This is a genomic window from Dyella marensis, from assembly GCF_049532885.1.
In the GTDB taxonomy this organism is placed as follows: Bacteria; Pseudomonadota; Gammaproteobacteria; order Xanthomonadales; family Rhodanobacteraceae; genus Dyella_D; species Dyella_D marensis.
Genome location: NZ_CP064029.1, coordinates 2,215,681 through 2,240,627 on the forward strand (window position 1 = coordinate 2,215,681; position 24,947 = coordinate 2,240,627).

At 69.1% G+C, this 24,947-nt stretch carries 12 protein-coding genes; 10 read left to right on the forward strand and 2 right to left on the reverse strand.

What is annotated here, in order from left to right:
* Nucleotides 1–181: 181 nt before the first annotated feature.
* The 6 genes from ISN75_RS09830 (at nucleotide 182) to ISN75_RS09855 (ending at nucleotide 17,416) form a co-directional block, all read left to right on the forward strand.
* Nucleotides 182–13,282 carry a filamentous haemagglutinin family protein gene (locus ISN75_RS09830; protein WP_343821249.1) on the forward strand — a complete coding sequence of 4,367 codons (13,101 nt, stop codon included), beginning with the start codon at nucleotides 182–184 and terminating at the stop codon, nucleotides 13,280–13,282.
* A gap of 194 nt (nucleotides 13,283–13,476) precedes the next feature.
* On the forward strand, nucleotides 13,477–13,800 hold the full coding sequence (locus tag ISN75_RS09835; protein WP_343821248.1) for a hypothetical protein: 324 nt from the start codon (nucleotides 13,477–13,479) through the stop codon (nucleotides 13,798–13,800).
* Between the two features lie 244 nt (nucleotides 13,801–14,044).
* On the forward strand, nucleotides 14,045–15,319 hold the full coding sequence (locus ISN75_RS09840) for a substrate-binding domain-containing protein (protein ID WP_167257438.1): 1,275 nt from the start codon (nucleotides 14,045–14,047) through the stop codon (nucleotides 15,317–15,319).
* A 134-nt stretch (nucleotides 15,320–15,453) separates the two neighbouring features.
* On the forward strand, nucleotides 15,454–15,843 hold the full coding sequence (locus ISN75_RS09845) for a prepilin-type N-terminal cleavage/methylation domain-containing protein (RefSeq protein ID WP_343821245.1): 390 nt from the start codon (nucleotides 15,454–15,456) through the stop codon (nucleotides 15,841–15,843).
* A complete protein-coding gene (locus tag ISN75_RS09850; protein ID WP_343821243.1) occupies nucleotides 15,843–16,535 on the forward strand; it encodes a prepilin-type N-terminal cleavage/methylation domain-containing protein in 693 nt (230 codons plus the stop codon). Before ISN75_RS09845 ends, ISN75_RS09850 begins: the two co-directional genes overlap by 1 nt.
* The gene (locus tag ISN75_RS09855; protein ID WP_343821242.1) at nucleotides 16,532–17,416 is read left to right on the forward strand and encodes a type II secretion system protein GspK; all 885 of its coding nucleotides are present in this window, start codon (nucleotides 16,532–16,534) and stop codon (nucleotides 17,414–17,416) included. Before ISN75_RS09850 ends, ISN75_RS09855 begins: the two co-directional genes overlap by 4 nt.
* Nucleotides 17,417–17,425: 9 nt before the next feature.
* Here the strand turns inward: ISN75_RS09855 and ISN75_RS09860 are convergent, their stop codons facing one another.
* A complete protein-coding gene (locus ISN75_RS09860) occupies nucleotides 17,426–18,313 on the reverse strand; it encodes a LysR family transcriptional regulator (protein ID WP_343821240.1) in 888 nt (295 codons plus the stop codon).
* Between the two features lie 102 nt (nucleotides 18,314–18,415).
* Here ISN75_RS09860 and ISN75_RS09865 point away from each other — a divergent pair, with 102 nt between their 5' ends.
* Entirely contained in the window at nucleotides 18,416–19,255 is an 840-nt protein-coding gene (locus ISN75_RS09865; RefSeq protein WP_343821239.1) for an NAD(P)H-binding protein, read from the forward strand.
* Between the two features lie 255 nt (nucleotides 19,256–19,510).
* A complete protein-coding gene (locus ISN75_RS09870) occupies nucleotides 19,511–19,795 on the forward strand; it encodes a DUF6150 family protein (RefSeq protein ID WP_167257432.1) in 285 nt (94 codons plus the stop codon).
* Here ISN75_RS09870 and ISN75_RS09875 read toward each other — a convergent pair.
* Nucleotides 19,787–20,308 carry an SPOR domain-containing protein gene (locus ISN75_RS09875; RefSeq protein ID WP_343821237.1) on the reverse strand — a complete coding sequence of 174 codons (522 nt, stop codon included), beginning with the start codon at nucleotides 20,306–20,308 and terminating at the stop codon, nucleotides 19,787–19,789. The genes ISN75_RS09870 and ISN75_RS09875 overlap by 9 nt on opposite strands.
* Before the next feature lie 193 nt (nucleotides 20,309–20,501).
* Between ISN75_RS09875 and ISN75_RS09880 the strand changes: the two genes are divergently transcribed.
* Both ISN75_RS09880 and tssC read left to right on the forward strand, forming a co-directional pair.
* Nucleotides 20,502–21,494: a sigma-54 interaction domain-containing protein gene (locus tag ISN75_RS09880; protein ID WP_167257430.1), complete on the forward strand. Its 993-nt coding sequence runs from the start codon at nucleotides 20,502–20,504 to the stop codon at nucleotides 21,492–21,494.
* Between the two features lie 1,068 nt (nucleotides 21,495–22,562).
* Nucleotides 22,563–24,923: a type VI secretion system contractile sheath large subunit gene (tssC, locus tag ISN75_RS09885; protein WP_168647512.1), complete on the forward strand. Its 2,361-nt coding sequence runs from the start codon at nucleotides 22,563–22,565 to the stop codon at nucleotides 24,921–24,923.
* The last annotated feature ends 24 nt before the right edge of the window (nucleotides 24,924–24,947 follow it).

Genomic DNA, 24,947 nt, shown 5'->3' on the forward strand with positions numbered 1-24,947 from the left:
GCATCGTTGGGGTTCGCCTGCGGCTCACCCCAACCTACGCCGTGGGGACGCGACGATGCGTAGCAATTCGGCCGTCCATATGAAGTTTCCATGACACCAGTTCAGTCCTTCAGCTCCGTGAAGGTCTAACCGGAAGAAGCCGCGGCCGCGCGCCGCGCGGCAAAGCTAACGAGGCAAACGCGTGATCAAGGCGGTCGATTCGGCGAAGGCAAGCATCATCACTCCACGCAGCGTCCCCGGACGCCGCCCGCTGGCGCAATGGATCGCCGCGGCGCTGGCGATGGGCGCGGCGATGCAGGCGCATGCGGGCAATCCGCCGGTGCTGAGCCAGGCCTGGCTGGCGGCGCAGCGTGGCGGACAGGCCGGCGCGCCCAACGGCAATGCGCCGGCGCCGACGCCGAACAATCTGTCCGTGCAGAACGCGCCGCAGCTGCTGCAGCAGCGCGTGGTGCAGCAGTCCATCGCCAACCTCAATCAAGCCGCGCAGGCGGTGGCCGCGCAGCTCAGCGCGCAACAGGCGGCGCAGCAGGCGGCGCAGCAGCTGGTGTCGCCGGTGCCCGACGGCATCGCCGCGGGCGGCCTGCAGATGGCGGCCGACGCGGTGCGCAATCCCGCGCTGTGGCAGAACGCCAACGCGCCGGTGCAGAGCGCGGCCGGCGGCAGGACCACGGTGGAAGTGAAGCAGACCTCGTCCAAGGCCATCCTCACCTGGGACAGCTTCAACGTCGGCCGCAACACCACGCTGTACTTCAACCAGAGCGGCGGCAATCAGTCCAACGGCAGTAACGACTGGATCGCGCTCAACCGCATCCAGGATCCCAGCGGCGCGCCGAGCAGGATCTTCGGCCAGATCAAGGCCGAGGGTTCGGTTTATCTGCTCAACCGCAACGGCATCCTGTTCGGCGCCGGCAGCCAGGTGAATACGCATTCGCTGCTGGCCAGTTCGCTCAGCCTGTTCAGCAGCGACATCGCCACCAGCAATGCGCGCTTCCTCAACGGCGGCATCGCCGACCAGGCTTCGACCACCGCCCTGCTGGTCAACGGTGTGTTCACCGATGGCCGCAGCCACGACGTGGTGATCGAGAAGGGCGCCAGCATCACCACCGGCAAGCAGGGCTTTGCCCTGATCGCCGCGCCGCATGTGTCCAACGCCGGCGCCATCGTCGCCGACGACGGCCAGGCCTTCCTGGCCGGCGGCACCGCGTTCTACAACCCGGCCGGCGCCGACGGCGTCAATGCCGCGCTCGGCATCGCCGGCATCAACGACGGCTCCGGCCCGAACGCGCCGATGGGCAGCGTGATCAACACCGGCCTGGTGCAGGCGCGCCGCGGCAGCGTGCACATGCTCGGCCACGACGTCACCCAGGCCGGCGTCGCGCTGGCTTCGACCAGCGTGGCCTTTCCGGGCAGCGTCGAGCTGAATGCGCGCGACCAGGCCAGCGGTGCGGGCGGCCTGCTCGATTTCGTGCGCGGCGGCGTGCTGCTGCTGGCACCGGGTTCGGTCACCACGGTGCTGCCGGAGAAGGACGGCAGCACCACCTCGTCCAGCGCCGCGGCGAATGCCGCGTTCAAGGGCAGCACGCTGACCCTGGACGGCGCCACCGTCAACCTGCAATCCGGCTCGCTGCTGGAAGCGCCGGGCGCCGCGGTGGCGATCGCCGCGCACACCTATGCGCAGGATACCTCGCCCACGGCGGGCCGCGTCTACGTAGACAACGGCGCGGTGATCAACGTCTCGGGCCTGGCCAACGTGGTGCTGCCGATGTCGGCGCTGCTGGTCAACGTGGCGCGCGTGGGCCAGAACGAACTGGCCAATTCGCCGCTGCTGCGCAACGGTTTTCTGTACACGCAGAAGAACGTGCTGGTCGACAGCACGCAGAGCGGCACGCGCGCGGACGGCCTGGACTGGGTGGGCAGCCCCATCCTCAACGTGGCCGGCTATGTGGAGAACGTGCCGCGCACGGTCGACCAGCTGATGACCAAGGGCGGCGCGGTGTCGCTGCACGGCGGCGAAGTGATCGTCCGCACCGGTTCGCAGCTCAATCTCGACGGCGGCTTTCTCTCCTACCAGGCCGGCTGGATCGAAACGCCGAACCTGCTCGGCGCCAACGGCCGCGTGTACGACATCGCCGCGGCCGATCCCGACATGACGTATGTCGGCTATGCCGGCCAGTACACGCAGGACCACGTGCGCTGGGGTATCAGCCAGACCTACAACAACGGCATGCTGGCCGGCTCGCGCCGCTGGGATCCCGGCTTTATCGCCGGCGGCGACGCCGGCACGCTCGACGTGCAGGCCGGCCATGCGCTGGTGCTGGACGGCGATATCTCGGCGCAGTCCTTCGCCGGCCGCAACCAGGTCGGGCAGGGCAAGCAGCCGGCCGGCGGCACGTTCCGTTTCAGCGTGCCGCCGATCGGCCTGGACACGCGCTACAGCTACGCGCCGGGCATCCTGCTGCAGCAGTCCACGCTGGCGCTGGACCAGCTCGCGCCGGGCTTCGACGCGGACACCGTGTGGGATACGGTCACGGCCGCGCAGCCGGCCGGCACCGCGCACGACAGCGACCTGCGCTGGTGGCTGCCGATCTCCACCGGCATGCTGAGCGGCGCGGGCTTCACCAGCATCGCCTTGTCCACCGGCGACAGCGGCTCGCAGATCCTGCAGCAGGCCGGCGCCACGCTGGCGCTGCGTCCCGGCGGCAGCGTGGCGTACACCGCCAGCCGCGTGACGGTGCTCGGCAACATCAGCACGCCGTCCGGTTCGATCAGCCTCACCTCGAACGGCCCAGGGCTGGATACGCCGGCCATGCAGGCGGCCGATGGCAGCATGCTGCGTCCGGACATCACCATCGGCAGCGGTGCGACGCTGGGCACGCGCGGCCTGTGGGTGAACGACAGCGGCCTGGCCGCCGATGCGCGCGTGGGCAACCGCTATGTCGACGGCGGCAAGATCGCGTTGACCGCGAATGCCTCGATCGGCCCGAACAACTCCGACGCCACCGGCTCGGTGCTGCTCGACACGGGCAGCACGCTCGATGTTTCCGGCGGCGGCTATGTCGGCGCCGATGCGCGCGTGCAGCTGAAGAACGGCGTGCCGGCCGGCCAGGGCGGCGATATCAGCCTGGTCACCTATGGCAACGTCAAGGCGGAATTCCAGCAGGCCAAGGCGCTGGACCACGGTGCGCTGCGCCTGGACGGCACCTTGCTGGGCTACGGCTTCAGCGGCGGCGGCACGCTGACCCTGCAGGCGAGCTACGTGCAGGTCGGCGGCGATCGCGCGGCGATGCCGATGGCCAATGGCCTGTACCTGGACGCCGGCTTCTTCGCCGGCCAGGGTTTCGACCGCTACGCGCTTACCGCGCTCACCGACGGCATCGTCGCGCCGGGCACCCAGGTGCGCGTGACGCGCGGCAACCTGCTGGCGGACTACCAGGCGCTGCTTACCGCGCCCACCGGCAGCGACCTGTATGCACGGGATGCCGCGCATCCGGCCGGTATCTATGCCACGGTCGGCGTGCTCGATGCGTATCACCGCTATGCCACGCGCGACAGCAGCGCCGGCCCGGGTTTCTCGCTGAGCGGCGGTCAGTACCTCGACTGGTCGGTCAATCCCAACGATCCATCGAAGGGCGCGCCGCAGTACGCCGGCGTGAGCGGTTCGGTGTCGGTGGGCGAGGGCGCGCAGATCGCGGTGGATGCGGGCGGCAGCATCGCGCTGGCCGGCACGCAGGCCACCACCGTGCTGGGCGTGCTGAGCGCACCGGGCGGCAGCATCAGCGTTTCCACGAATGCGCTGTCGCGCAATGCGGGCCTGCCGAAGGTGAAGCCGCGCGTGTGGCTGGGCACATCGGCCGTGCTGGATGCTTCCGGTGTGGCCTTGATCGATCCCTGGGCCGCCGCGGTGGCCGGTGCGGACGGCACGCCGCAGCTGCCGCGCACCGGCACGGTGCTGGATGGCGGCGCGGTGACGCTGCAGGGCAACGGCGGCTACGTCGTGGCCGAGCAGGGCAGCCGCATCGACGTCGCCGGCGCGGCGGACAACTTCCAGTTGCCGGCGAGCGATCCCGGCGGCCTGGGTAATGCCACGCGCTACCTCGGCACGCCGGTATGGAGCGACGCCGGCAGCATCCGGCTGGCCGCCGCGGCGGGCTTGTATTTCGACGGACAGCTGCAGGCCACGGGCGGCGCGGCGCAGGCCGAAGGCGGCACGCTGAGCCTGGTCGGCCTGGGCCACAAGCAGGGCCAGAACGGTGCGCCGCAGGCGAGCGGCGTGTTGATCCAGCAGTCCGGCATGTTGCTGCCGCAGGGCGCGCAGAGCGGCGGCGCGGTCGAAGCGGCGGCGCCTTCGGGCCTGCTGCATTTCGCCGCCGACCGGCTTGCCGGTTCCGGCATCGGCACGCTGGCGATCGGCCCCGATGCGTCGCAGGGCAGCACCACCGACTTCGCCACCGCCGTGCCGCTCGGTTTCGCGGGCGACGTGCATCTCTCGCTGGGCCGCGCCTTCATCGTCAACGCTCCCGCGATCCAGGCGCTGCCGGCAGGCGCGACCGGCCTGGCCGGCAACGCGACGGCTTATGCCAGCGGCAACGGCCACGTCAGCATCGCCGCGCCGTACGTCAACCTCACCGGCGGCGTGGTGCCGGGCGCGGCACCGGTGGCGATGGCCGGCGATGGCACGCTGTCGGTGCAGGCGAACTTCATCGATATCGGCGGCTGGCTGAATCTGCAGCGCTGGGGTGCGGCGGATTTTGAGTCCGCTTCTGACATCCGCTTCCAGGCGCCCGCCTTGCTCGCCTATGCCAATGGCAAGGCGCAGCCGGGCCTGCTGTACAGCACCGGCAACTTGAGCTTCAAGGCGGCGCAGCTGTATCCGGCCACCGACTACCGCTTCGCCATCGTGGCGAACGGTGCGGGGCTGAAGGATGCGAACGGCAGCGCGATCGACACCACGCTCAGCATCCTGCCCGACGGCAGCAGCACCACGCCGCTGTCCGCCGGCGGCACGCTGCTGCTCAGCGCCAACCATATCGAGCAGCAGGGCACGCTGCGCGCGCCGTCGGGCAGCCTGATCCTCGGCGTGACCGATGCGGCGGCGCAGGCCGGCGCGCTCGGTGCGGACCCGAAGCTGTTCCCGCTGGCCGTGACCCAGTCGGTGCACCTGGCGCCGGGCAGCCTCACCTCGGTCTCGCTCGGCGGCGCCACCGTGCCTTACGGGCGCACCATCGACGGCGTGCAGTGGCGCTACGACGCCGACCCCACCAACGACACGCCGGATCTCACCGCGCCGCCGTCCAAGCAGATCGCGCTCAACGGCGCCGGCCTCGCGCTGGATGCGGGCGCCGGCATCGATCTTTCCGGCGGCGGCCATCTGCAGGCCGCCGAATGGGTGAGCGGCACCGGCGGCACGCGCGACGTGCTGGCGCAGTACGGCACCAGCTACAGCGGCACGGCGTCCGCGCAGGTGCCGCAGTACGCGGACGGCCGCGCGATCTACGCGATCCTGCCCGGCTACCAGGCGCCGGTGTCGGCTTACGACGCCGCGTTCGCCAAGCAGGGCGGCACCGGTCCCTCGGTGGGCCAGACGGTTTATCTCTCGGGTGCGCCCGGCCTGCCGGCGGGCTACTACACGCTGCTGCCGGCGCGCTACGCGACCTTGCCGGGCGCCTACCGCGTGGTGCAGGACACCGGCGCGACGGACAGCGTGCTCGGCGCGAACGCAGTGCGGCCGGACGGCACGCTGGCGATCAGCGGCTACTTCGCCGACGCGCTGAGCGGCGCGCGCGATGCACGCAACACCAGCTTCCTGGTGCAGTCGGGCCAGGTCTGGCAGCAGTACTCGCAATACACGCTGAGCGATGCCGACACCTTCTTCGGCAATCTCGCCAGCAAGGCTGCCCAGGTGGCGCCGGCGCTGGCCGCGGATGCCGGCCGGCTGAGCCTGGCCGCCACCCGCACGCTCGATCTCGGCGCCACGCTTACCGCCGCGCCGGCCAAGGGCGGGCGCGGCTCGCAGGTGGATATCGCGGCGCAGGCGATCCAGATCGCCGGTGCCGACAGCACGGCGCGCGACGGCTATCTCACACTCTCGGCCGACGGCCTGAGCACGCTGGGCGCCGGCAGCCTGCTGCTGGGCGGCACGCGCCAGCGCGGCACCGACGGCGACCACGTCACCGTGGTGGCGGACAGCGTGCTGCTGGCCAACGACGCGGCGCATCCGCTGCAGGGTGCGGAAATCCTGCTCACCGCCAATGGCGGTGCGAACAGCGGCGCGCAGGGCGTGCTGCTGGCTTCCGGCAGTGTGCTGCGCGCGAGCGGGCAGGGCACCGGCGTGGCCAGCCTGCCGCTGGTGTTCGGCGCCGTCGCGGGCACCGGCGCCAACGGCCAGGCGATCGCCGCGGTCAGCGGCGACGGCGCGCTGCTGCGCGTCTCGCAGAACGGCGCGGCAGGCATCGTGCGCAACAACGTCTCGGCGAACCCGGGCGGCGCGCTGAGTATCGCCGCGGATGCGCGCATCGACGGCGGCGCGGCGCTGACCCTGGATGCCACCGGCAACACCCATGTGGATGCCAGCGCGGAACTCTCGGCGCAGGCGATCGACGCCAACAGCAACCGCATCAGCTTCCTCGGCGACGGCGACGGCGCCGGCGCGCCGGGCGGCACCAGCGGCTTCGTGATCGGCAGCGACACGCTCAACCTGCTGCGCGGCGCGCAGAGCGTCACCTTGCGCAGCCGCGGCGACATGGATTTCCTCGGCAAGGTGCGCATCGACCTGGCGCACGACCTGAACCTCAGCGCGGGCGCCTTCGCCAGCGACGGCGGCACGGTGGACATCCAGGCCGGCGGCAAGCTCGGCCTGTCCAACGACCTGGGCGCGGCCAACGGCACGTTCGCGGCCGGCAGCGGCCAGTTCACGGCGCATGCGGGCGAAGTGGATTTCGGCGCCGGCAACACCGGCCTGCGCGGCTTCGGCGGCTTCTCCGCCACGGCGGCGCAGGGCATGCAGGGCCTGGGCACCGGCCGCTTCGACTTCGGCAGCCTGGACGTCAACCTCAGCACGCCGTGGCTGCTTGCCGGCGACGGCGCCAATACGCAGCTGATCACCACCGGCGCGCTGCGCATCGTCGGTACGCCGGGCGCGATCGGCGGCGAACACCTCGGCGGCGCGCTCAATCTCACCGGCGGCAGCGTGTCGATCGGCACCACGGTGGCGGCGCCTGCCGGCCAGCTCGGCGTGCATGCCACCAGCGGCGACCTGACCATGAACAGCGGCGCGCTGCTCACGGTCGGCGGTATCAACAAGACCTTCTTCGACACCACCACGTATGCGGCCGGCGGCACGCTCACGCTGCTGGCCGACCACGGCGGCATCGGCCTGGCGCAGGGCGCCACGCTGGACTTCTCCGGCGCCGCGGGCGGCGGCGATGCGGGCAGCCTCGATGCTGAAGCGGGCGCGGCGCTGTCGCTGGCCGGCACCTTGCGCGGCCAGGCCAAGGACGGTTACCGCGGCGGCTATCTCACCCTGGGCAGCGGCACCGCGATCGATCTGGATGCCGCCGCGCAGATGGCGGCGGCCGCGGGCGCCACCGGCCTGTTCCAGCTGACCACCGGCGCGGGCGACCTGCATCTGTCGGCCGGCAACACGCTGCGCGCGCAGAAGGTGTTCCTCACCGCGGCCGGCGGCACGGTGGCGATCGACGGGCGCGTCGATGCGTCGGCGCCTTCGGGCAGCCGCATCGAGCTGTACGGCGAGCGCGGCGTGGATGTCGAAGGCAGCCTGATCGCCACCAGCAGCGTCGCCGCGCAGCGCGGCGGCGACGTGGTGATCGGCACCGGCGGCAACACGGACGGCACGCTCAACAGCCAGTACGGCTACCAGAACGTGCAGTACGCCGATTCCGGTTCCATCCATCTGGGCGCGCAGGCGCTGATCGACGTGTCCGGCGGTTCGGCGGATGCATTCTCCGGCGGTTCGCTGAGCCTGCGCGCGCCGCTGCTCGCCAACGGCGACGTGCGCATCGCGCTGGACGGCGGCGGCGCCAGCGTCAAGGGCGCGCGCGTGGTGACGCTGGAGCCTTACGCGCGCTGGAGCACCAAGGACGCCTCGGCCGATCCGTCCAAACACTTCGACGGGCTGATCGATCCGGCCGGCTGGTATGCCACCAGCACCGGCGTCACGCCGTCGCTGGTCGCCGGCACCTGGACCGATGCCAGCGGCAAGATCCTGCCGCCGCCTGCCGACGATGCGCAGCTCAAGCAATACCTGCAGAACAATTATTTCGTCCCGAAGCAGGCCAATGGCGACCATGCCGGTTTCTACGGCTACGTCGGCGGCGACGCCAGCAAGGGCGCCGGCACGCTGATGCGCTACGTGCAGCAGCCGGGCTATGCCTTCGGCGCGCGCTACGCCGGCATCGCCAACCTGCAGCTGCGCCCGGGTATCGAGCTGGTCAATCCGGCCGACGGCACGCGCGGCGGCGACATCGCGGTGCTGACCCACTGGAACCTTGGCGCCGGCACCACGCAGAGCGACGGCAGCATCGCGCTGGCCTACCGCTACAACGGCATGGCGCCGATGCTGACGGTGCGCGCCGCGGGCGACCTGGATCTGGCCGCGAGCATCACCGACGGCTTCTATCAGCAGAACAACGGCGCGGCCCTGGCCAATCCGCCGGCACCGCCGCCGCCGGTGGACGACCACGGCTACGGCACCGCACTGGCCGCCTACACCGTCTCGCAGCAGTACCTGGACGCGAACGGGCTGTGGAACGGCACGGTCAAGCTGCGCGACGGCGCGGCCGCGCAGGGCTATACGCCGGGCGGCGGCACCGTCAGCATCGCCAGCGACCCGTACTACCAGGCGCTGCAGGCGCCCATGACCGGCCAGACCGCCGCGTACTACACCAACTACGAGGCGTATATCGGCGAAGTCGGCAACGGCAGCACCACCAATGCCTGGGCCTATACCTACAACCGTATCGGCGGGCCGACGGCCAAGGGCTTCCTGGTCTACAGCCCCAGCACGCTGACGCCGCTCAATGTCGGCGATTACGCCGCGTACCAGGACTACGCCACCGCCTACCAGGCCTGGCTGAAAGCCAACTTCGCCACCAACCCGGTGGCCAAGCGCATCGTCACGCCGCCGCCGCTGCTGCAGCCGGTGAACAGCGACTATGCCAGCTACAGCTCGAACTACGCGATCTACATCACCGGCCACAATGCGTACTTCAAGTACGTGTCCGGCAGCGTGGGCAATGTCACCGCGGGCAGCCAGCTGTTCTACGCGCCGTTCGCGCCGAAGTCCGACCCGAGCGATCCGCTGTACGGCAAGGCGCTGGCCGATTACCAGAAGTCGCAGCAGTTCCTCGATGCCAACGGGCTGTGGAACGGTTCGATCAAGCTGCGCGACGGCGCCGCCGCGCAGGGCTATACGCCCGGCGGCGGCACCGTCAGCATCGCCAGCGATCCGTACTACCAGGCGCTGCAGGCGCCGCTGGCCGGACAGTCGAGCGACTACTACAGCAACTACGAGGCATACATCGGCGAAGTCGGCGACGGCACCACCGCCAATGCCTGGGCCTACACCTTCAACCGCATCGGCGGACCGACGGCCAAGGGCTTCCTGGTCTACAAGCCGAGCACGCTGACGCCGGTGAACCCCGCGGACTACCCGGTCTACCAGGACTACGTCGGCGCCTACCAGACCTGGCTGAAGGCCAACTTCGCCACCAACCCGGTGGCCAAGCGCATCGTCACGCCGCCGCCGCTGCTGCTGCCGCTGGACAGCGACTACAGCAAGTACAGCACCGACTACGCGCTGTACGTCAACGGCCACAACGCGTACTTCAAGTACGTGTCCGGCAGCGTCGGCAACGTCACCGCCGGCAGCCAGCTGTTCTACGCGCCGTTCGCGCCGAAGTCCGATCCGTTCAAGCCCGGCGGCGGCACCACCGTGCCGGTGCCGGCCAGCGCCGCGAACAACAGCCCGTCGAACATGCCTTCGCTCGGCAGCCCCGCCTCGCTCGCTTCGGCGACGCTGCTGGGCGGTTCCAGCACCTCGTACCGGCTGGTGGCCGGCGCGCAGGTCGACGCCGTCGATCCGCTGGCCACGCTGGCCGGCGCGGGCGACGTCAACCTCGACGGCCACTTCGCCGTGGTCGACACGCTTACGCCCACCACGCCGACCGGCCAGCAGAGCAAGACCAACGGCAAGGCCGTGCTGCTGCCCACCACGGTGCGCACCGGCAGCGGCTCGATCGAGATCGCCAGCGGCGGCGACATCAGCTGGCTGGATGCGGCGGCACCCGCGGCGATCTACACCGCCGGCACGCCGGCGCAAGGCACCGGCACGTCCACCGGCGTGAGCGTGATCCGGCCGAACTGGAACTCGCCGCTGGCCACCACGCCGTACATGCTCAGCACCGGCCAGGTGAATCCGGAACATGCCGGCGACCTGAGCCTGGATGCGCGCGGCGACATCGACGGCATCCAGCGCGTGGTCGACACCAGCGGTGCGGCCACCACGGTGGCCGGCACCGACATCTCGCAGTACTGGTGGCCGTGGATGCAGACCGCCAACGCGGCGGACGGCTCGGCCTCGTCGATCAACTTCGCCAACTTCGGCCAGGGCGTGATGAGCGCCGGCGGCAACGTGGCGGTGGACGCGGGCGGCGATATCCGCCAGCTCTCCGTGTCGCTGCCCACCACCTGGAAGGCGAATACCGGCGGCCAGGGCGTGACCACCTACGGCGGCGGCAACCTCGACGTGCATGCCGGCGGCGACATCCTCAGCGGCACGTATTTCGTGGCCAAGGGCCAGGGCAGCATCGCCGCGGGCGGCGCGATCGGCGCCGACTTCAGCTTCACCGCGCCGGCTTCCGACAGCCAGTACGGCGGCCTGAGCACGCCGGTGTCCACGCTGTTCGCGCTGCAGGATGCGCAGCTGGACGTGCGGGCGCGCGCCGGCGTGGATATCGGCGGCGTCTACAACCCCTCGTACGTGCTGGCCGATGCCAACCCGCTGGCGCTGGCCGTGCTGCCGGCGGGCCGCGGCGATGCGCAGAGCTACAGCACCGGTTCCTCCTTCAGCGCCGGCTCGGTCGCCGGCAACGTGGTGTTCGACAGCCTGCGGCTGCCGGGTGCGCTGTTCGACTATGGCTATGCCGACACCGTGCGCAATCCCGGCGCGATCCTGCCGGCCAGCCTCAGCCTGAGCGCGCTCGACGGCAGCCTGGACATCCGCGGCGCCGGTGCGCTGTATCCGTCGGCGCTGGGCAACCTGAGCCTGCTGGCCGACCAGAACATCGCGCTGAGCCAGCAGGTCTACACCATGCAGCTGGGCACCGGCGACAACACCTACGGCTTCGGATTGATCGAAGCGGCGGCGGGGCTGCTGCCGTCGGCGCTGCATCCGCAGGGCGAGGGCGATCCGTCGAACTTCGGCGCGCTGTGGAGCATGGGCTACCTGGACAGCCTCAACAGCGTCTACAGCAGCGTGCTGCATCCGCAGGTGGCGCTGCACGGCGGCGACTACCAGCCGGTGCGCGTGTATGCGCTGCATGGCGATATCGCCAACGGTGTGACCGCGGCTTCCGGCTTCCCGTACCGCTCGCTGCAGCTGACGCCGTCCAAGCCCGCGCTGATCCGCGCCGGCCGCGACATCGTCAACCTGTCGCTGCTGGGCCAGCACGTGCACGATGCCGACGTCACCCTGGTCTCGGCCGGCCGCGACATCTACGACATGGCGGTGAGCAAGACCTTCCGTCCCGACGTCAAGAACGACCCGGGCGCGTACCAGCTTGCGCCGGCCCTGCTGCTGGGCGGGCCGGGCAGCTTCCTCATCGAGGCCGGGCGCAATATCGGGCCGCTCACCAATCAGGGCGAAGTGGCCAACAACATCACCATCCGCAGCAGCGGCGAGACCGGCATCGAGGCGATCGGCAACCGCTTCAATCCTTACCTGCCGCATGCCAGCGCGGACGTCAGCGTGCTGTTCGGCATCGCGCCGGGCATGGCCACCGCCGACTTCCTGGCCAGGTACGTGGACGCCGCGGCGCCGGGCCTGGACAGCCTGATGCCGGAGCTGGTGGATTTCATGCAGCGCCGCGTGGCCGGGCGCGCGGTCGATACCGGCTATGCGCAGGACCAGCTCAGCGTGACGCTGGCGCCGGCCGATGCGCGCCGCCTGTTCGCGCAGGAGCCGGACTACGTGCAGCGGCAGTTCGTGTCCGAGGCGCTGTTCGGCATCCTGGCCAAGGTGGGCGCCGACTACAACGACAAGAGCAGCGCGTACTTCAACCAGTACGCGCGCGGCTATGCGGCGATCGACACGCTGTTCCCGGCCGGCTTCGGCTACACCGCCAACGGTTCGGGCCAGGGCGGCTTGAACGGCGCGCAGCACACCGTCGATACAGGCGATCTGGATCTGCGCAGCACCACCATCCAGACCCAGCAGGGCGGCGACGTCACCGTGCTGGGGCCGGGCGGCCAGGCGCTGCTCGGCAGCGCCTCGGCGCCGCCGGTGATCACCGACAGCGCGGGCAAGGTGGTGGCCGGTCCCAACACCATGGGCGTGCTGACCCTGGAGCAGGGCAACATCAACCTGTTCACCGACCGCAGCGTGCTGCTGGCGCAGAGCCGCGTGTTCACCGAGCAAGGCGGCGACCTGGTGCTGTGGAGTTCCAACGGCGACATCAACGCCGGCCAGGGCGCCAAGACCACCACCGAGATTCCGCCGCCCACCTATCTGTGCACCATCGACGCCTGGTGCCGGCTGGATGCACGCGGCCAGGTCAGCGGCGCGGGCATCGCCACGCTGCAGACCGTGCCGGGCGCGCCCAGCGGCAGCGTGTACCTGGTGGCGCCGCGCGGCACGGTGGATGCGGGCGACGCCGGCATCCGCGTGTCGGGCAACCTGATCGTGGCGGCGGCGCGCGTGGTCAACGCCGACAACATCCAGGTGCAGGGCGAGAAAGTCGGTGTGCCGGTGGTGCAGGCGGTCAACGTCGGCGCGCTGAATGCGGCCAGCGCCGCGGCCAGCGCGGTGAGCAAGGCCGCCGAGGACATGGCCAGGCAGCAGCAGGACGACGCGCGCAGCAAGCAGCCTTCGGTGATCTCGGTACAGGTGCTCGGCTACGGCGACGGCAGCGCGAGCCTGGACAACGGCCGCGGTGCGCCGCGGCCGTACGACCCGAGCAGCCCGGTGCAGGTGCTGGGCGGCGGCATGCTGGGCACGCGCGCCAGGCAGCAGCTCACCGCGGACGAGCGCAAGCGGCTGGCGGAGTAAATCGACAGCGCCATCGATAATGGGGCGTTTCCATCATGGAAGCGCCGCGGCGGGATTTTGTCCGGAGTTTTATTGTGGTTTTCGGGAAAATCCATTCGACAGGGAGTTAAATAACCGTGCAGCAGCCTGGTCGGGGCAGGGCTTTCGCATTATCCGAGGCATTGCGCCAATTACTTGAGGCGCGCCAGGAGAAAATGGCCGAGCGGTTGATCGATCAATGCAGTCCCGAGCTGGTCCGGCAGATCAGCGAATCGCCCATCGCCTCGCTCAACGCCCGCCTTTCCTACCTGCTGAAGTCGCGCCTGCGCCGCCGCGCGCCGCCGGGCGAGCGCGGCGTGCACAGCGCCGCGCCGCTGCTGGTGGGCGTCTTCAACGTGTGGTGCCGCGAGGGGCGCCGCGCCTCGGTGCGCAGCGTGCTGCGCGAACTCGGCGGCGCCGACCTGCGCGCGCTGCGCGAGGAGCGCGAGCTCGATCCGGAAGTCGTCTCGATGCTGCACGAATTCGATGCGCGAGCCTGATCACGCTTTTTACGCGCGCGCCGCGCGCATCCGTATGCGCGGCGTGACGGCGGTGTCTAATAAGTCTTCGTCCGTGTCATTTGGATTATTTGGAAAAACCGAGTCATCGGAAAGAAATTTTCGATTACATCTAGCTTTAATCGATGCGTCATTCCAGGCCTGTACAAAATCCACGGCCTCCACTCCGGAGGTATTTTCAAAGTAGGGGTATGTCATGATCTTCGGGTTTAATGGAAATACCCGCATGAAGAAGCTTGCGGGCGCCCTGGTGCTGGCTTTCGCCGCCGCTTCCTCGGCTCATGCCGCCATCCAGGTCGGCGGTGGCGCCACGCTGCCGGCGGTGGGCTACGTCGGTGACGTGTCGAATCGCCTGAACTATGCGCCGGATGCCAACTCCCTGCTCGGTGCCTACAAGAGCGTGACGGGTACCGGCGCTTCGTACTGCCAGACCGGCAGCGGCGCGGGCAAGAACATCCTCGCCGGCGTCAGCGGCACCAGCGTGCAGAACGCCTGCCCGAACGGCTCGACCGCGCCGACCGGCTTCGGCGCCAGCGACTCGCACATCAACCGCACCACGCTGACCCAGCCGAACTTCGCCGGCTCGGATTCGCCGCTGTCCACCACCGACTACAACAACTACGTTGCCAACCGTTCCTCCAGCTTCCCGGTGCAGTTCCCGGCCGTCGCTGGCGGCATCGCCATCGTCTATAACAACTCCGCCGTGTCCGGCACGCTGGCCCTGACCACCGCGCAGGTCTGCGGCGTGTTCAGCGGCGCCATCACCAAGTGGAGCGACCTGGGCGTCGCCGGTTCCTCGCCGGACACCATCACGGTGGTCTACCGTTCCGACGGCAGCGGCACCAGCTTCGGCTTCTCCAACTTCCTGTCGAAGAACTGCCCGGGCAGCACGCCGGCCAAGCACTTCGTCACCGACCAGTCGTACGTCAACGTGGTGCAGAAGTACTTCACGCTGACCTCGACCACGCCGAACTGGAACGGCCAGAGCGGCAACGCCAACGTCGTCAACCAGATCCTCAGCGTGCCGGGCGCCATCGGCTACGCCGAAGCCGCCAACGCGCAGGCTGCGTTCGGCTCGGTGGCCACGGTGGACGGCAAGGATCCGGTGGCCGATCTCGGCGACGCGACGAACCACAAGGTGGCTATCGGCAGCACCGACGTGGTCTACAACAACGCCATCACCGGCGTGGACGCCAACACCGGCCGTCCGACCTTCGCCGCGATCGCCGGCGCCCCGTCCACCAGCTGCATCGCCCTGGTGAAGCCGGACGCGTATGCCACCCCGGCCGCGGGCTATCCGATCGTCGCCGTGTCCTACCTGCTGGGCAACAGCGCCAACAACGGCGCGGACGCCGCTTCGGTGCGCGCGCTGATCGGCGCCCCGTACAACAGCTCGATCGTCGCCGCCACGGGCACCATCGGCGCCGGCACCGGCCTGGCGTTCCTGGACGTCAGCGCCACCTCGATCACGCAGACCCAGATCAACGGCTGCATCAACTGATCGACGACGGTTCCACTTGCCGTGGAACGCACGGGAGAGGCTTGCCTCTCCTGTGTTTTTTGGTGTGTCAGAGGTTTGTTCTCTGGTGTTTTTTCGTGCGTCTGGCTGTCATGCGTGCGGCGTAGGGTGCGCCTATGAACCGGCAACAAGGCTTCAGCCTGCTCGAAACCATCGCCGCCATCCTGCTGCTGGCGATTGCCGTCGCCGCGCTGATGCGCGTGGCGAGCGCCTCGCTGAACCTCACCGACAAACTCGGTCAGGCCACGCACGCGGACATGCTCGCGCAGGGCAAGCTCGACGCGCTGGGCATCGCCGAACCGCTGGCGCCCGGCGAACACGAAGGCAGGTTCGACAAGGACTACCGCTGGCGGCTGCGCGTGCTGCCCTGGCAGGACGGCGAGCTGCCGCCGGATGCGGCACTGATGCTGTACCGCGTGGAGTTGCATGTGCTGTGGGGCGACGCGCGGCGGCCGCGCGAGCTCACCTACGTCACGTTGCGCACCGCGCGGCGGGGCGCGCCGTAATGCAGCGCATCGCGCCGCGCGGCTTCAGCCTGCTGGAAGTGCTCAGCGCGCTGGCTCTGCTCAGCCTGCTGCTGCTTGGCGTTTTCTACGGCATCCGGACGGCCACGCGTTCGGTCAACACCGGCTCCGCCGCGCTGGAGCGCAACGATGAGGCGCGTTCGCTGCAGCAGTTCCTGCGCCGCGACCTGATGCAGGCGCGCGCGCTGCCGTGGAAGCTGGATGCGAAAGGCGACGGCGTGGTGTTCGAAGGCGAGCCGCGCAGCATGCGCTTCGTCGCGCCGCTGCCGGGCTATCTCGATCGTGCCGGTCCGCAGCTGCAGGCGCTCGCGCTGGTGGACGACGGCAAGGGCGCCTTGAAGCTGGAGCTGGGCAGCGCTCCGCTGACTTCCGGCGGCGCCAGCGCGGCGTTCGAATCGGAATCGCTGGCGGAAGGTGTGCGCGGCGGGCGATTCCGCTACTACGGCCGCGATCGCGAAGGCGCCGAAGCGAGCTGGCGCGATCGCTGGAACGTGGCCGGGCGCACGCCGGAACTGGTGACCATCGAGCTGGAACGCGGCAAGGCCGACGAGGGCAACAAGGCCGGGCGCGAGGACGCCACCGCCTGGCTGTGGCTGCAAGCGCCGATCCGCCAGAACCCGTATGCGCTGAACGTCGGCGCCCTGGCCAAGGCGCTGGACGGAGCGAAGCCATGAGCGCGACAAACCGCCGTCGCAATCGTGGCATCGCCTTGCTCGTCGTGCTGTGGGCCTGCACGCTGCTGGCCATCCTGCTCGGCAGCTTCGCCACGCTGGCGCGCACCGAATCCATCCAGACCCGCTATCTCTCCAACCGCGTGCAGCTGCGCTATCTCGCCGAAGCCGGCGCCATGCGCGCGCTGGCCGAATGCGTCAGCCGCAGCGGCGGGCGCTGGGTCGGCGACGGGCGCCGCTACCGTCTGCGGCTGCAGGACCACGACATCGACATCCGCATCCAGGACGAGCTGGGCAAGGTCGACATCAACGCGGCCGATCCGCGCGTGCTGCAGCGGCTGTTCGTCGCCGCGGGCGCCGACGACGCCACCGCGACGCAGCTCGCCGCGAATATCCAGGAGACGCGCGACACGAACGCCAAGCTGTTCCGCGAGGAAGGCGCCAGGCGCTACGCCGAAGCGGGGCTGGCCGGCGGACCGCGCTATCGCGAATTCGACATGCCCGAGCAGCTGCAGACGGTGCTGGGCATGACGCCCGCGCTGTACCGCAAGCTGGCGCCCGCGATCACGGTGTGGTCGCGCCGCCCCGAGCCGACCCTGGCGCTGGCGCCGCCGCTGGTGCTGGCCAGCCAGCCGGACATGGACATGCCCAAGGCCGAACGCTACGCCGCGCTGCGCGCGATGACTTCCACCAGCACACCGCCGCCGCTGCCGAACGGCCAGTCCGCCGGCGCATGGCGCGGCGGGCTGGTGCGCACCATCGTGGCTTCGGCGACGGACGGGCAGGGCACGGCGGCAAGCGTGATCGTCACGTTCCGCTTGACGGCCTTGAAGGGCGGCCTGGGCTACAGCGTGCTGCGCTGGCAGGAAGACGGCGCGGGTTGAGCGCGAAACTCAGCCGCGCAGGAACTCCAGCAGCGCGCGCACCTTCGGCGAGGCATTGAGCCGCGCCGGATACAGCGCGAACAGTTCCACCGGTTCCGGTTCCCATGCCGGCAGCACGCGCACCAGCTGTTTCTTCGCCACCGCCTGCGCCGCGCCATGCTGCGCCAGGATCGCCACGCCGGCGCCGTCCAGCGCGAGCTGGTGATTGATGGTGGGGTCGGGTACGGACAGGCGCGCCTCGACGCGCACTTCCTGCACGTCCTTGCCGCGGTGCAGGCGCCAGATGGTCTGTTCGGCCGGCTGGCCGAGCGGGCCGCAGGCGGTGATCAGCGCGTCGAGCTGGCTCAGGTCCGCCGGCGTCTTGGGCAGTTTCCGGCCCTTGAGATACGACGGGCTGGCGTAGAGGCCGAGCTCGATGGTGGCGAGCGGGCGCGCGAGCAAGGACGAATCCTCCAGCGGGCCGGGGCGGATCAGCACGTCGAGGTTGGCCTGCTGCGGCGTGGACTCGCCCGCGGTGATCTGCAGCTGCACGCGCAGTTCCGGATAGCGCCGCGCGAATTCCGCCAGGCGCGGGCCGAGCATGAAGCGCGCGAAGGCTATCGGCGCGCCGATGCGCAGGCGCCCGCGCGGCGCGGCCTGCATGGTGCCGATCGACAGGTCGGCCAGTTCCGCTTCCTCGATCACGCGGCGGCAGCGCTCCAGGTAGGTCTCGCCGGCCTCGGTCAGCGCCATGCTGCGCGTGGTGCGTTCGATCAGGCGCACGCCCAGGCGCTGCTCCAGCGCCGCGATGGCGCGGCTGACGCTGGACTTGGGCACGCCGAAGTGCGCGCCCGCCGCGGTGAAGCTGCGCGCCTGCGCTACCTGCACGAAGTACTGCAGCTCGTTGAGGTCGATCATGATTGTTGCGCCTGTGCAACAGAACGTTTCAAAACGAAGGATTGTTCCATTGTAGGACGGAGCCTATCGTCCGCGCACCCCACCCACAACGAGGCGACGGACATGTATCTGGTCACTGGCGCGAGCGGCAATATCGGCGGCCATATCGCGCGGCAATTGCTTGCAGCCGGACACGCGGTGCGTGTGTTCGCACGCGATCCGGACAAGCTCGGCGAACTGGCTGACCGCGTCGAAATCGCCCGCGGCGATTTCAGCGATGCCGGCAGCCTGGGCGCCGCGGCACTGGGCACGAAGGCGGTATTCCTCAACACCGGGCCGAACCCGCCGGCGCTGCCGGCATTGCTCGCGGCGCTGAAAGCGAACGGCGCGCCGCGCGTGGTGTTTCTCTCCAGCATTCTTGCCGGCGATCCCGAGTTCTTCCTGGGAAGAATGCATCGCGCCAACGAGGAAACGCTGGCCGCATCCGGCCTGCGCAACACCGTGCTGCGGCCCTCGGGCTTCATGACCAACACCTTGCGCTGGGCCGATTCGATCCGCGCCGAGGACGTGGTCTACAACGCCATGGGCACCGGCAGGGCGCCGATGATCGCGCCGGAAGACATTGCCGCGGTGGCGGTGCGCGCGCTGCTGGATGCTTCATTGGCGGGCCAGACGCTGGAACTCACCGGCGGCGAGCTGCTGAACGTGCCGGAGCAGGTGGACATTCTTTCCGGGTTGCTTGGCCGCACGCTGCGCAGCGTGGACGTAAGCATCGAGGACACGGTGCAGGGATTGGTTGCCAGCGGAATTCCCGAGCCGGTTGCACGTGGCGTGGCGCAGTCGCTGGAGGCGGTGCGCGACGGACGCGGGCGGGCGATGACGCCGACGGTGCAGCGTGTCACTGGCGTGGCGCCGCGTTCGTTCGATGCGTGGGCTCGCGCAAACACTGCTCGCTTTGCTTAGTGCTTAAGCCCATCTCCCATCGGCGACCCGAAGGTAGTCCCGTGGTAGGGAGGGGTTGGGGTGAGGGTACGGGCGGAGCGCGAGGATGATGTGCACCGCTCCGCCCGAACCCTCATCCGACTGCCGCCACCTTCTCTCCCACGGGGACTACCTTCGGGTCGCCAGAAGGAGAAGGATTCCACCGCGTGCTTCGGTGCTGGCAGTTGACGTCCACTCCATTGCACCTCAATGTCTCGCCCTCGCACAGGGGAAGCCATGGCTCGCATCTACGTTACCGACACGATGGGCGAGGCCGAGGTGCGCGTGGCGCTGGTCAGCGCGCGCGGCATCGCCGACCTGTGGGTGTGCCGCGTCTCGTCCTGGGGCCTGGCGATAGGCGACGAACGCTGGTTCGTCACGCCGGACCGCCAGTCCGCCACCAAGCGCGTGTTCTTCACCTCGCAAGGCATGGCGCAGATCACCGTGTGCTTCGTGCCGACCCTGGGCGAAGCCGGCTGGCGCGACCCGGCGCGCGCGCGGCCCGGCATCTTTTCACGATGAGGGTTTGCTCTCCGGCAGCCGGATCACCGGCGTGCTGGCGAGCTTGAGCACCGCCTGTACACGCGGCGCCGCGTCCTGCGCGGCGGCGGGCGAGGGGAAGCGGCCGGCGGCAAGCACCGTCCATGCGGCATGGTCGGGATCGACGGCGGCGATGCGCCGCAGCGGCAGGCCAAGCCCCTGCGCCGAGCGCTCCAGCGCATCCGCATCGCCCGCATCGACGAACTGGCCCAGCTGCAAGGCGTAGGCGGGTTGACCGGGCGCGGGAGCTGCTGCGGTCACGTCGCTGGTGACCAGCAAGGCGTTGGTCGACACCACGCTGGCGGCCGCTGCCGGTGCCGCGGCGGAAGCGGCTGCCGCAGGAAGATGCGGCGCTGCGAGAACCGGACGATCGCGCCAGCGCGCGGCGAACGCCTGCATCGGTGCGCGCCAGTCGTCGGGCGCCATCATGCCGCCGGCAAAGGCGAGCGCGCCGAACAACAGGATCAGCAAGATCAAGCCGAGCTTGGCGAACATGATGGACGGCCCCCTGCCGCATCGATCTGCCTGTGCGTCTTCACATGAAAAAGACATTTCGCCAGCGTGACGCGCGGCATCCGCGAATTTTTCCTGGCCGATGCATATTGCGGTCGCGCACCGCGAGGGGCAACATCCGCGGTCCGGGGAGTCGCATGGAGCAAAGGACGCGATGCCCCGTACAGGGGGCGTCATGGTCGATATCGCGGAGTCCAACTTGCTTGGATCTTCGCCGCAGTTCGCTCACGTCATTGCGCAGATACGCCGTATCGCGAAATTCGACGTGACCGTTCTGATCGGGGGAGAGACCGGCACGGGCAAGGAACTGGGGGCAAGAGCGGTGCACTACCTGAGTGCGCGCGCGTCCCGCCCTTTCATCGCCGTCAACTGCGGCGCGCTGGCCGATTCGCTGGTGGAAAGCGAACTGTTCGGACACGAGCGCGGCGCTTTCACCGATGCACGCCAGGCCTCGCCCGGCCTGGTCAGCGAAGCCGAGGGCGGCACGCTGTTTCTCGACGAGATCGACACGCTCTCGCCGAAAGCGCAGGCCTCGCTGCTGCGTTTCCTGCAGGACGGCACCTACCGGCGCGTCGGCGGCACGCAGACACGCTCGACCGACGTGCGCCTGATCGCGGCCAGCAATGCCAATCTCGATGAAATGGTCAAGACGCGGCAATTCCGCCGCGACCTGCTGTATCGCCTGAAGGTGATGCCGCTGGTGATGCCGCCGCTGCGCGAACGCGGCGGCGACGTGATGGAGCTGGCGGAAGCGTTCCTTACGCGGCTCAATCGCCAGTATGGCGCGCAGACTTCGCGCAAGAGTTTCGATCCGGGCTTTCTTGCCTCGCTGCAGCGCTACAGCTGGCCCGGCAACGTGCGCGAGCTGGAACACTTCGTGCAGCGCGAATACCTGATGTGCGAGGGGCAGCTGATCCAGGGCGGCCCGCCGCAGGATCTGGCCGAGGCGCCGGCCAAGGCCGCCGACGATGCCGCCTTCAAGCAGGCCAAGGCGCGGGCGATCGCCGATTTCGAGCGCAGTTACGTGGCTTCGGCCATGGCGCGGGCGCGGGGCAATATCACGCAGGCGGCGCGGATGGCCGGGCAGGACCGCAGTGCGTTCAGCAAGCTGGTGAGCAAGTACAGGCTCGCTTCCGTGGTCGGACAGGAGCAAGATTCCGGCGAGTGATGCCATCCATCGGGCGGGGCGAGTGACTGGTCATTCCGTACGTGTCGTGGCTGATGCGATTGCTCGCTATCTGGAGGCGAGTCCGGGGTGTGCGGATTCTGCGGAAGGGATTCAGCAGTGGTGGTTGAGGCCAGGCGGGGTGGAGGTTTCGCTTGATGTGGTGGTTGAGGGGTTGAGGGTGTTGGAGGGGGAGGGGGTTGTCGAGTGTCGACGGCTTGGGGCTCGCGAAATTTGGCGGCTGCGCCGCGTGGCTGAGTGACGCTTCTTTGGGTGGCGGCATCGCAATGATGTCGTCGGCTTCTCTGCTCGTCATCCCGGCGTAGGCCGGGATCCAGTAACGGTATCGCTCGGTTTTCGCGGTGACGCGACTTGGCCGCTTATGCAGCGGGCATTTCGGACGCCTGCCGGCGCCCGAGTCACTTTCTCTTTGCTGGCCCAAAGAGAAAGTAACCAAAGAGAGAATGGCCTAAGAGCCACTGCTCGCGACGCGACTAGAAGGAGCGGTGGGCGGCCGCGGTAACCTGATTAACCTGGGTCTACACGAAACGGCAGTGCGTTTACGTAGCGGCTGCTTCAACGTGCCGTGGCCGAGAGGACTTTCAAGGACCGAGGCCAGCTTTTGCTCTTCGTTCCTGCACACCTCACGACTTCACCCCTCTCCCCTCCGGGGAGAGGGCAGGGTGAGGGGCGGGTGCTCGCGATAATTCCTCATCGAAGCATTCATTTGCATGCGATGCGCTGAAAAAGCGCACAGCGTCGTGTGCGCGATGGTGCCGCCGTGCAATTCCGGCCACGGCGTGATCTTTTTATCTCGCCCGCATGCAACGCATTGCACGCGCCTTCAATTCAAGGCATTGCACTTGAATTAACGCATTTGCATCCTCTGTCGCCGTGCGAAAAAGCACACGCTCGATGTGCGCGATTTTGCTCGCGATCACCGGAGAATCGCGCCGCGGCGCCATTCCTTTCCGTTGGCACGCCTCTTGAATAATCCCTCCCGCAACGCGTGCGGCAGCGTTCGTTAGCGAGAAGGGACTTTGCAGCCGCCCACCGAACCGAGGCCTGTACATGACTGTCGAGAGCATTCAACAGAAGCTGCTGCGCGTGCGGCCGCCGCGCGTGCGCATCACCTACGACGTCGAAACGGGCGGCTCGAGCGAGAAAGTGGAGCTGGCCTTTATCGTGGGCATGTTCGCCAATCTGTCGGGCGAGCTGGCGGCCAGTGAGCTGCCGGCGCTCAAGGATCGGCGCATGCGCGATATCGACGCCGAGTCGTTCGACAAGATCCTGGCCGACAGCTCGCCCATGATCAAACTCAACGGCATCGCGGACACCATCGCGGGCGGGGGCAAGGTGCTTGCCGGCGAGCTGCATTTCAGCGCGCTGTCGGACTTCGAGCCGCTGGCGGTGGTCAATGCGGTGCCCAGCCTGCGCCAGCGCTACGACGCGCGCGCCGACCTGCGCTCGCTGCAGTCGATGGCCGAATGCAACGACGCGCTGGGCGCCTTGCTCGACCGGTCGACTACCGACGGCGCGGCGATCACCGCCTTGAAGGCGGGCTTCGCGGCCGACGCCACCGACAACTGGGCCGGCGCGGCCGTCGACGCCAAGGACAACCCGCCGCCGAACGCGGCGGGCGCCGATATTCCCGGCGCGCTGGTCGGCTTGCTGGCCGCGCAGATGGCCGGCAATGCGCAGGCCGCGGCTGCGGCCAAGCAGGCTTCGGATGCGGCGGCCGCCGCATCGGTCACGGCCACGGCGAACATCAAGACCACCACGGACGCGCTCACCGCCGCGCAGAAGGCCGCCAGCGATGCCGCCGCCGCGCTGTCCAAGGCGCAGGACGCCGCCAGCAAGGCCAAGGGCGACGCCGTGCCCGACGCCAACAAGGCGGTGGTCGATGCGACCAAGACCAAGAACGATGCCGACGCCGCCGCGCTTGCCGCGCAGGCGCAGGCCGATGCCGCCGCCGAGCTGGCCAAGCGCCAGGCGGCGGTCGCGGCCGAGCGGCAGCAGGCCTTTCTTGCGATCGATCCGCTGAGCAAGGCACGCCGCCTCGCCGGCCGCTTCACCAACGAGATCCTGGTGCCGCTGGGCAACAACGATCTGCACCAGGTGGCGCTGGGTTCCAACGGCCTGATGGACGAGCGCGCCGGCGGCATCGACGTGCAGATCGGCGGGCAGCTCGACGTGATCCTGCACACCAAGTCGTTCAAGGATCTCGAAGCCACCTGGCGCGGCCTGTTCTACGTGGTGTCGCGCACCGAGAGCGGCCGCCTGCTGAAGCTGCGCGTGCTCAACGCCAGCGCCGACGAACTGCGCAAGGAGCTGGAGAAGGCGGCCGAGTTCGACCAGAGCTGCATCTTCAAGATGATCTACGAGGCCGAATTCGGCACCTACGGCGGCTCACCCTACAGCCTGCTGCTGGGCGGCTACGAATTCGACCACTCGCCGGCCAGCATGTCGCTGCTGACCAATATGACCAGGATCGCCGCGTCCGCGCACGCGCCGTTCCTGGCCGCGGCGGCGCCCGGTCTGTTCGGCCTGGACGGCTTCGACAAGCTGGCCAAGCCGCGCGATCTCAGCCAGCTGTTCGAGTCGCCCGAGCTGGCGCAGTGGATGGAATTCCGCGGCAGCGAGGACTCGCGCTACGTGGCGCTGGCCCTGCCGCACGTCCTGCTGCGCCTGCCGTACGGCAAGGACGCACGCCCGGCCGAAGGCCTGCGCTACGAGGAGACGGTGACCGGTCCCGACGGCCCGGACCACAACGCCTTCCTGTGGGGCAATGCCGCCTACGCGCTGGCCGAGCGCATCACCAACTCGTTCGCGCTGTATCACTGGACCGCGGCGATCCGCGGCGTGGAAGGCGGCGGCCTGGTCGACGGGCTGCCGGTATTCACCTACCGCGACGATGCGGACCTGGTGAACATGATCTGCCCGACCGAGGTGTCGATCACCGACCGCCGCGAAAAGGAACTCAACGACCTGGGCTTCATCGCGCTGTGCAACTGCAAGGGCACCGGCCAGGCTGCGTTCTTCGGCGGCCAGACCGCCAACCTGCCGCGCCAGTACATCAGCGACGAGGCGAACGCCAACGCCAAGCTCTCGGCCATGCTCCCGTACATCCTGGCCGCGTCGCGCTTCGCGCACTACATCAAGGTGATCATGCGCAAGAAGATCGGCGCCTTCCTCACCCGCGGCAATATCGAGGCCTACCTCAACAGCTGGATCGCCCAGTACGTGCTGCTGGACGACAACGCCTCGCAGGAGGTCAAGGCCAGCTATCCGCTGCGCGCGGCGCAGATCACCGTGACCGACGTGCCCGGCTCGCCCGGCTCGTACAAGGCCACCGTGTTCATCAAGCCGCATTTCCAGCTGGAAGAACTCACCACGTCGATTCGCCTGGTGGCGGATCTGCCGGCGGGCTGACGCATAGCCGCGACCCGCCACGCC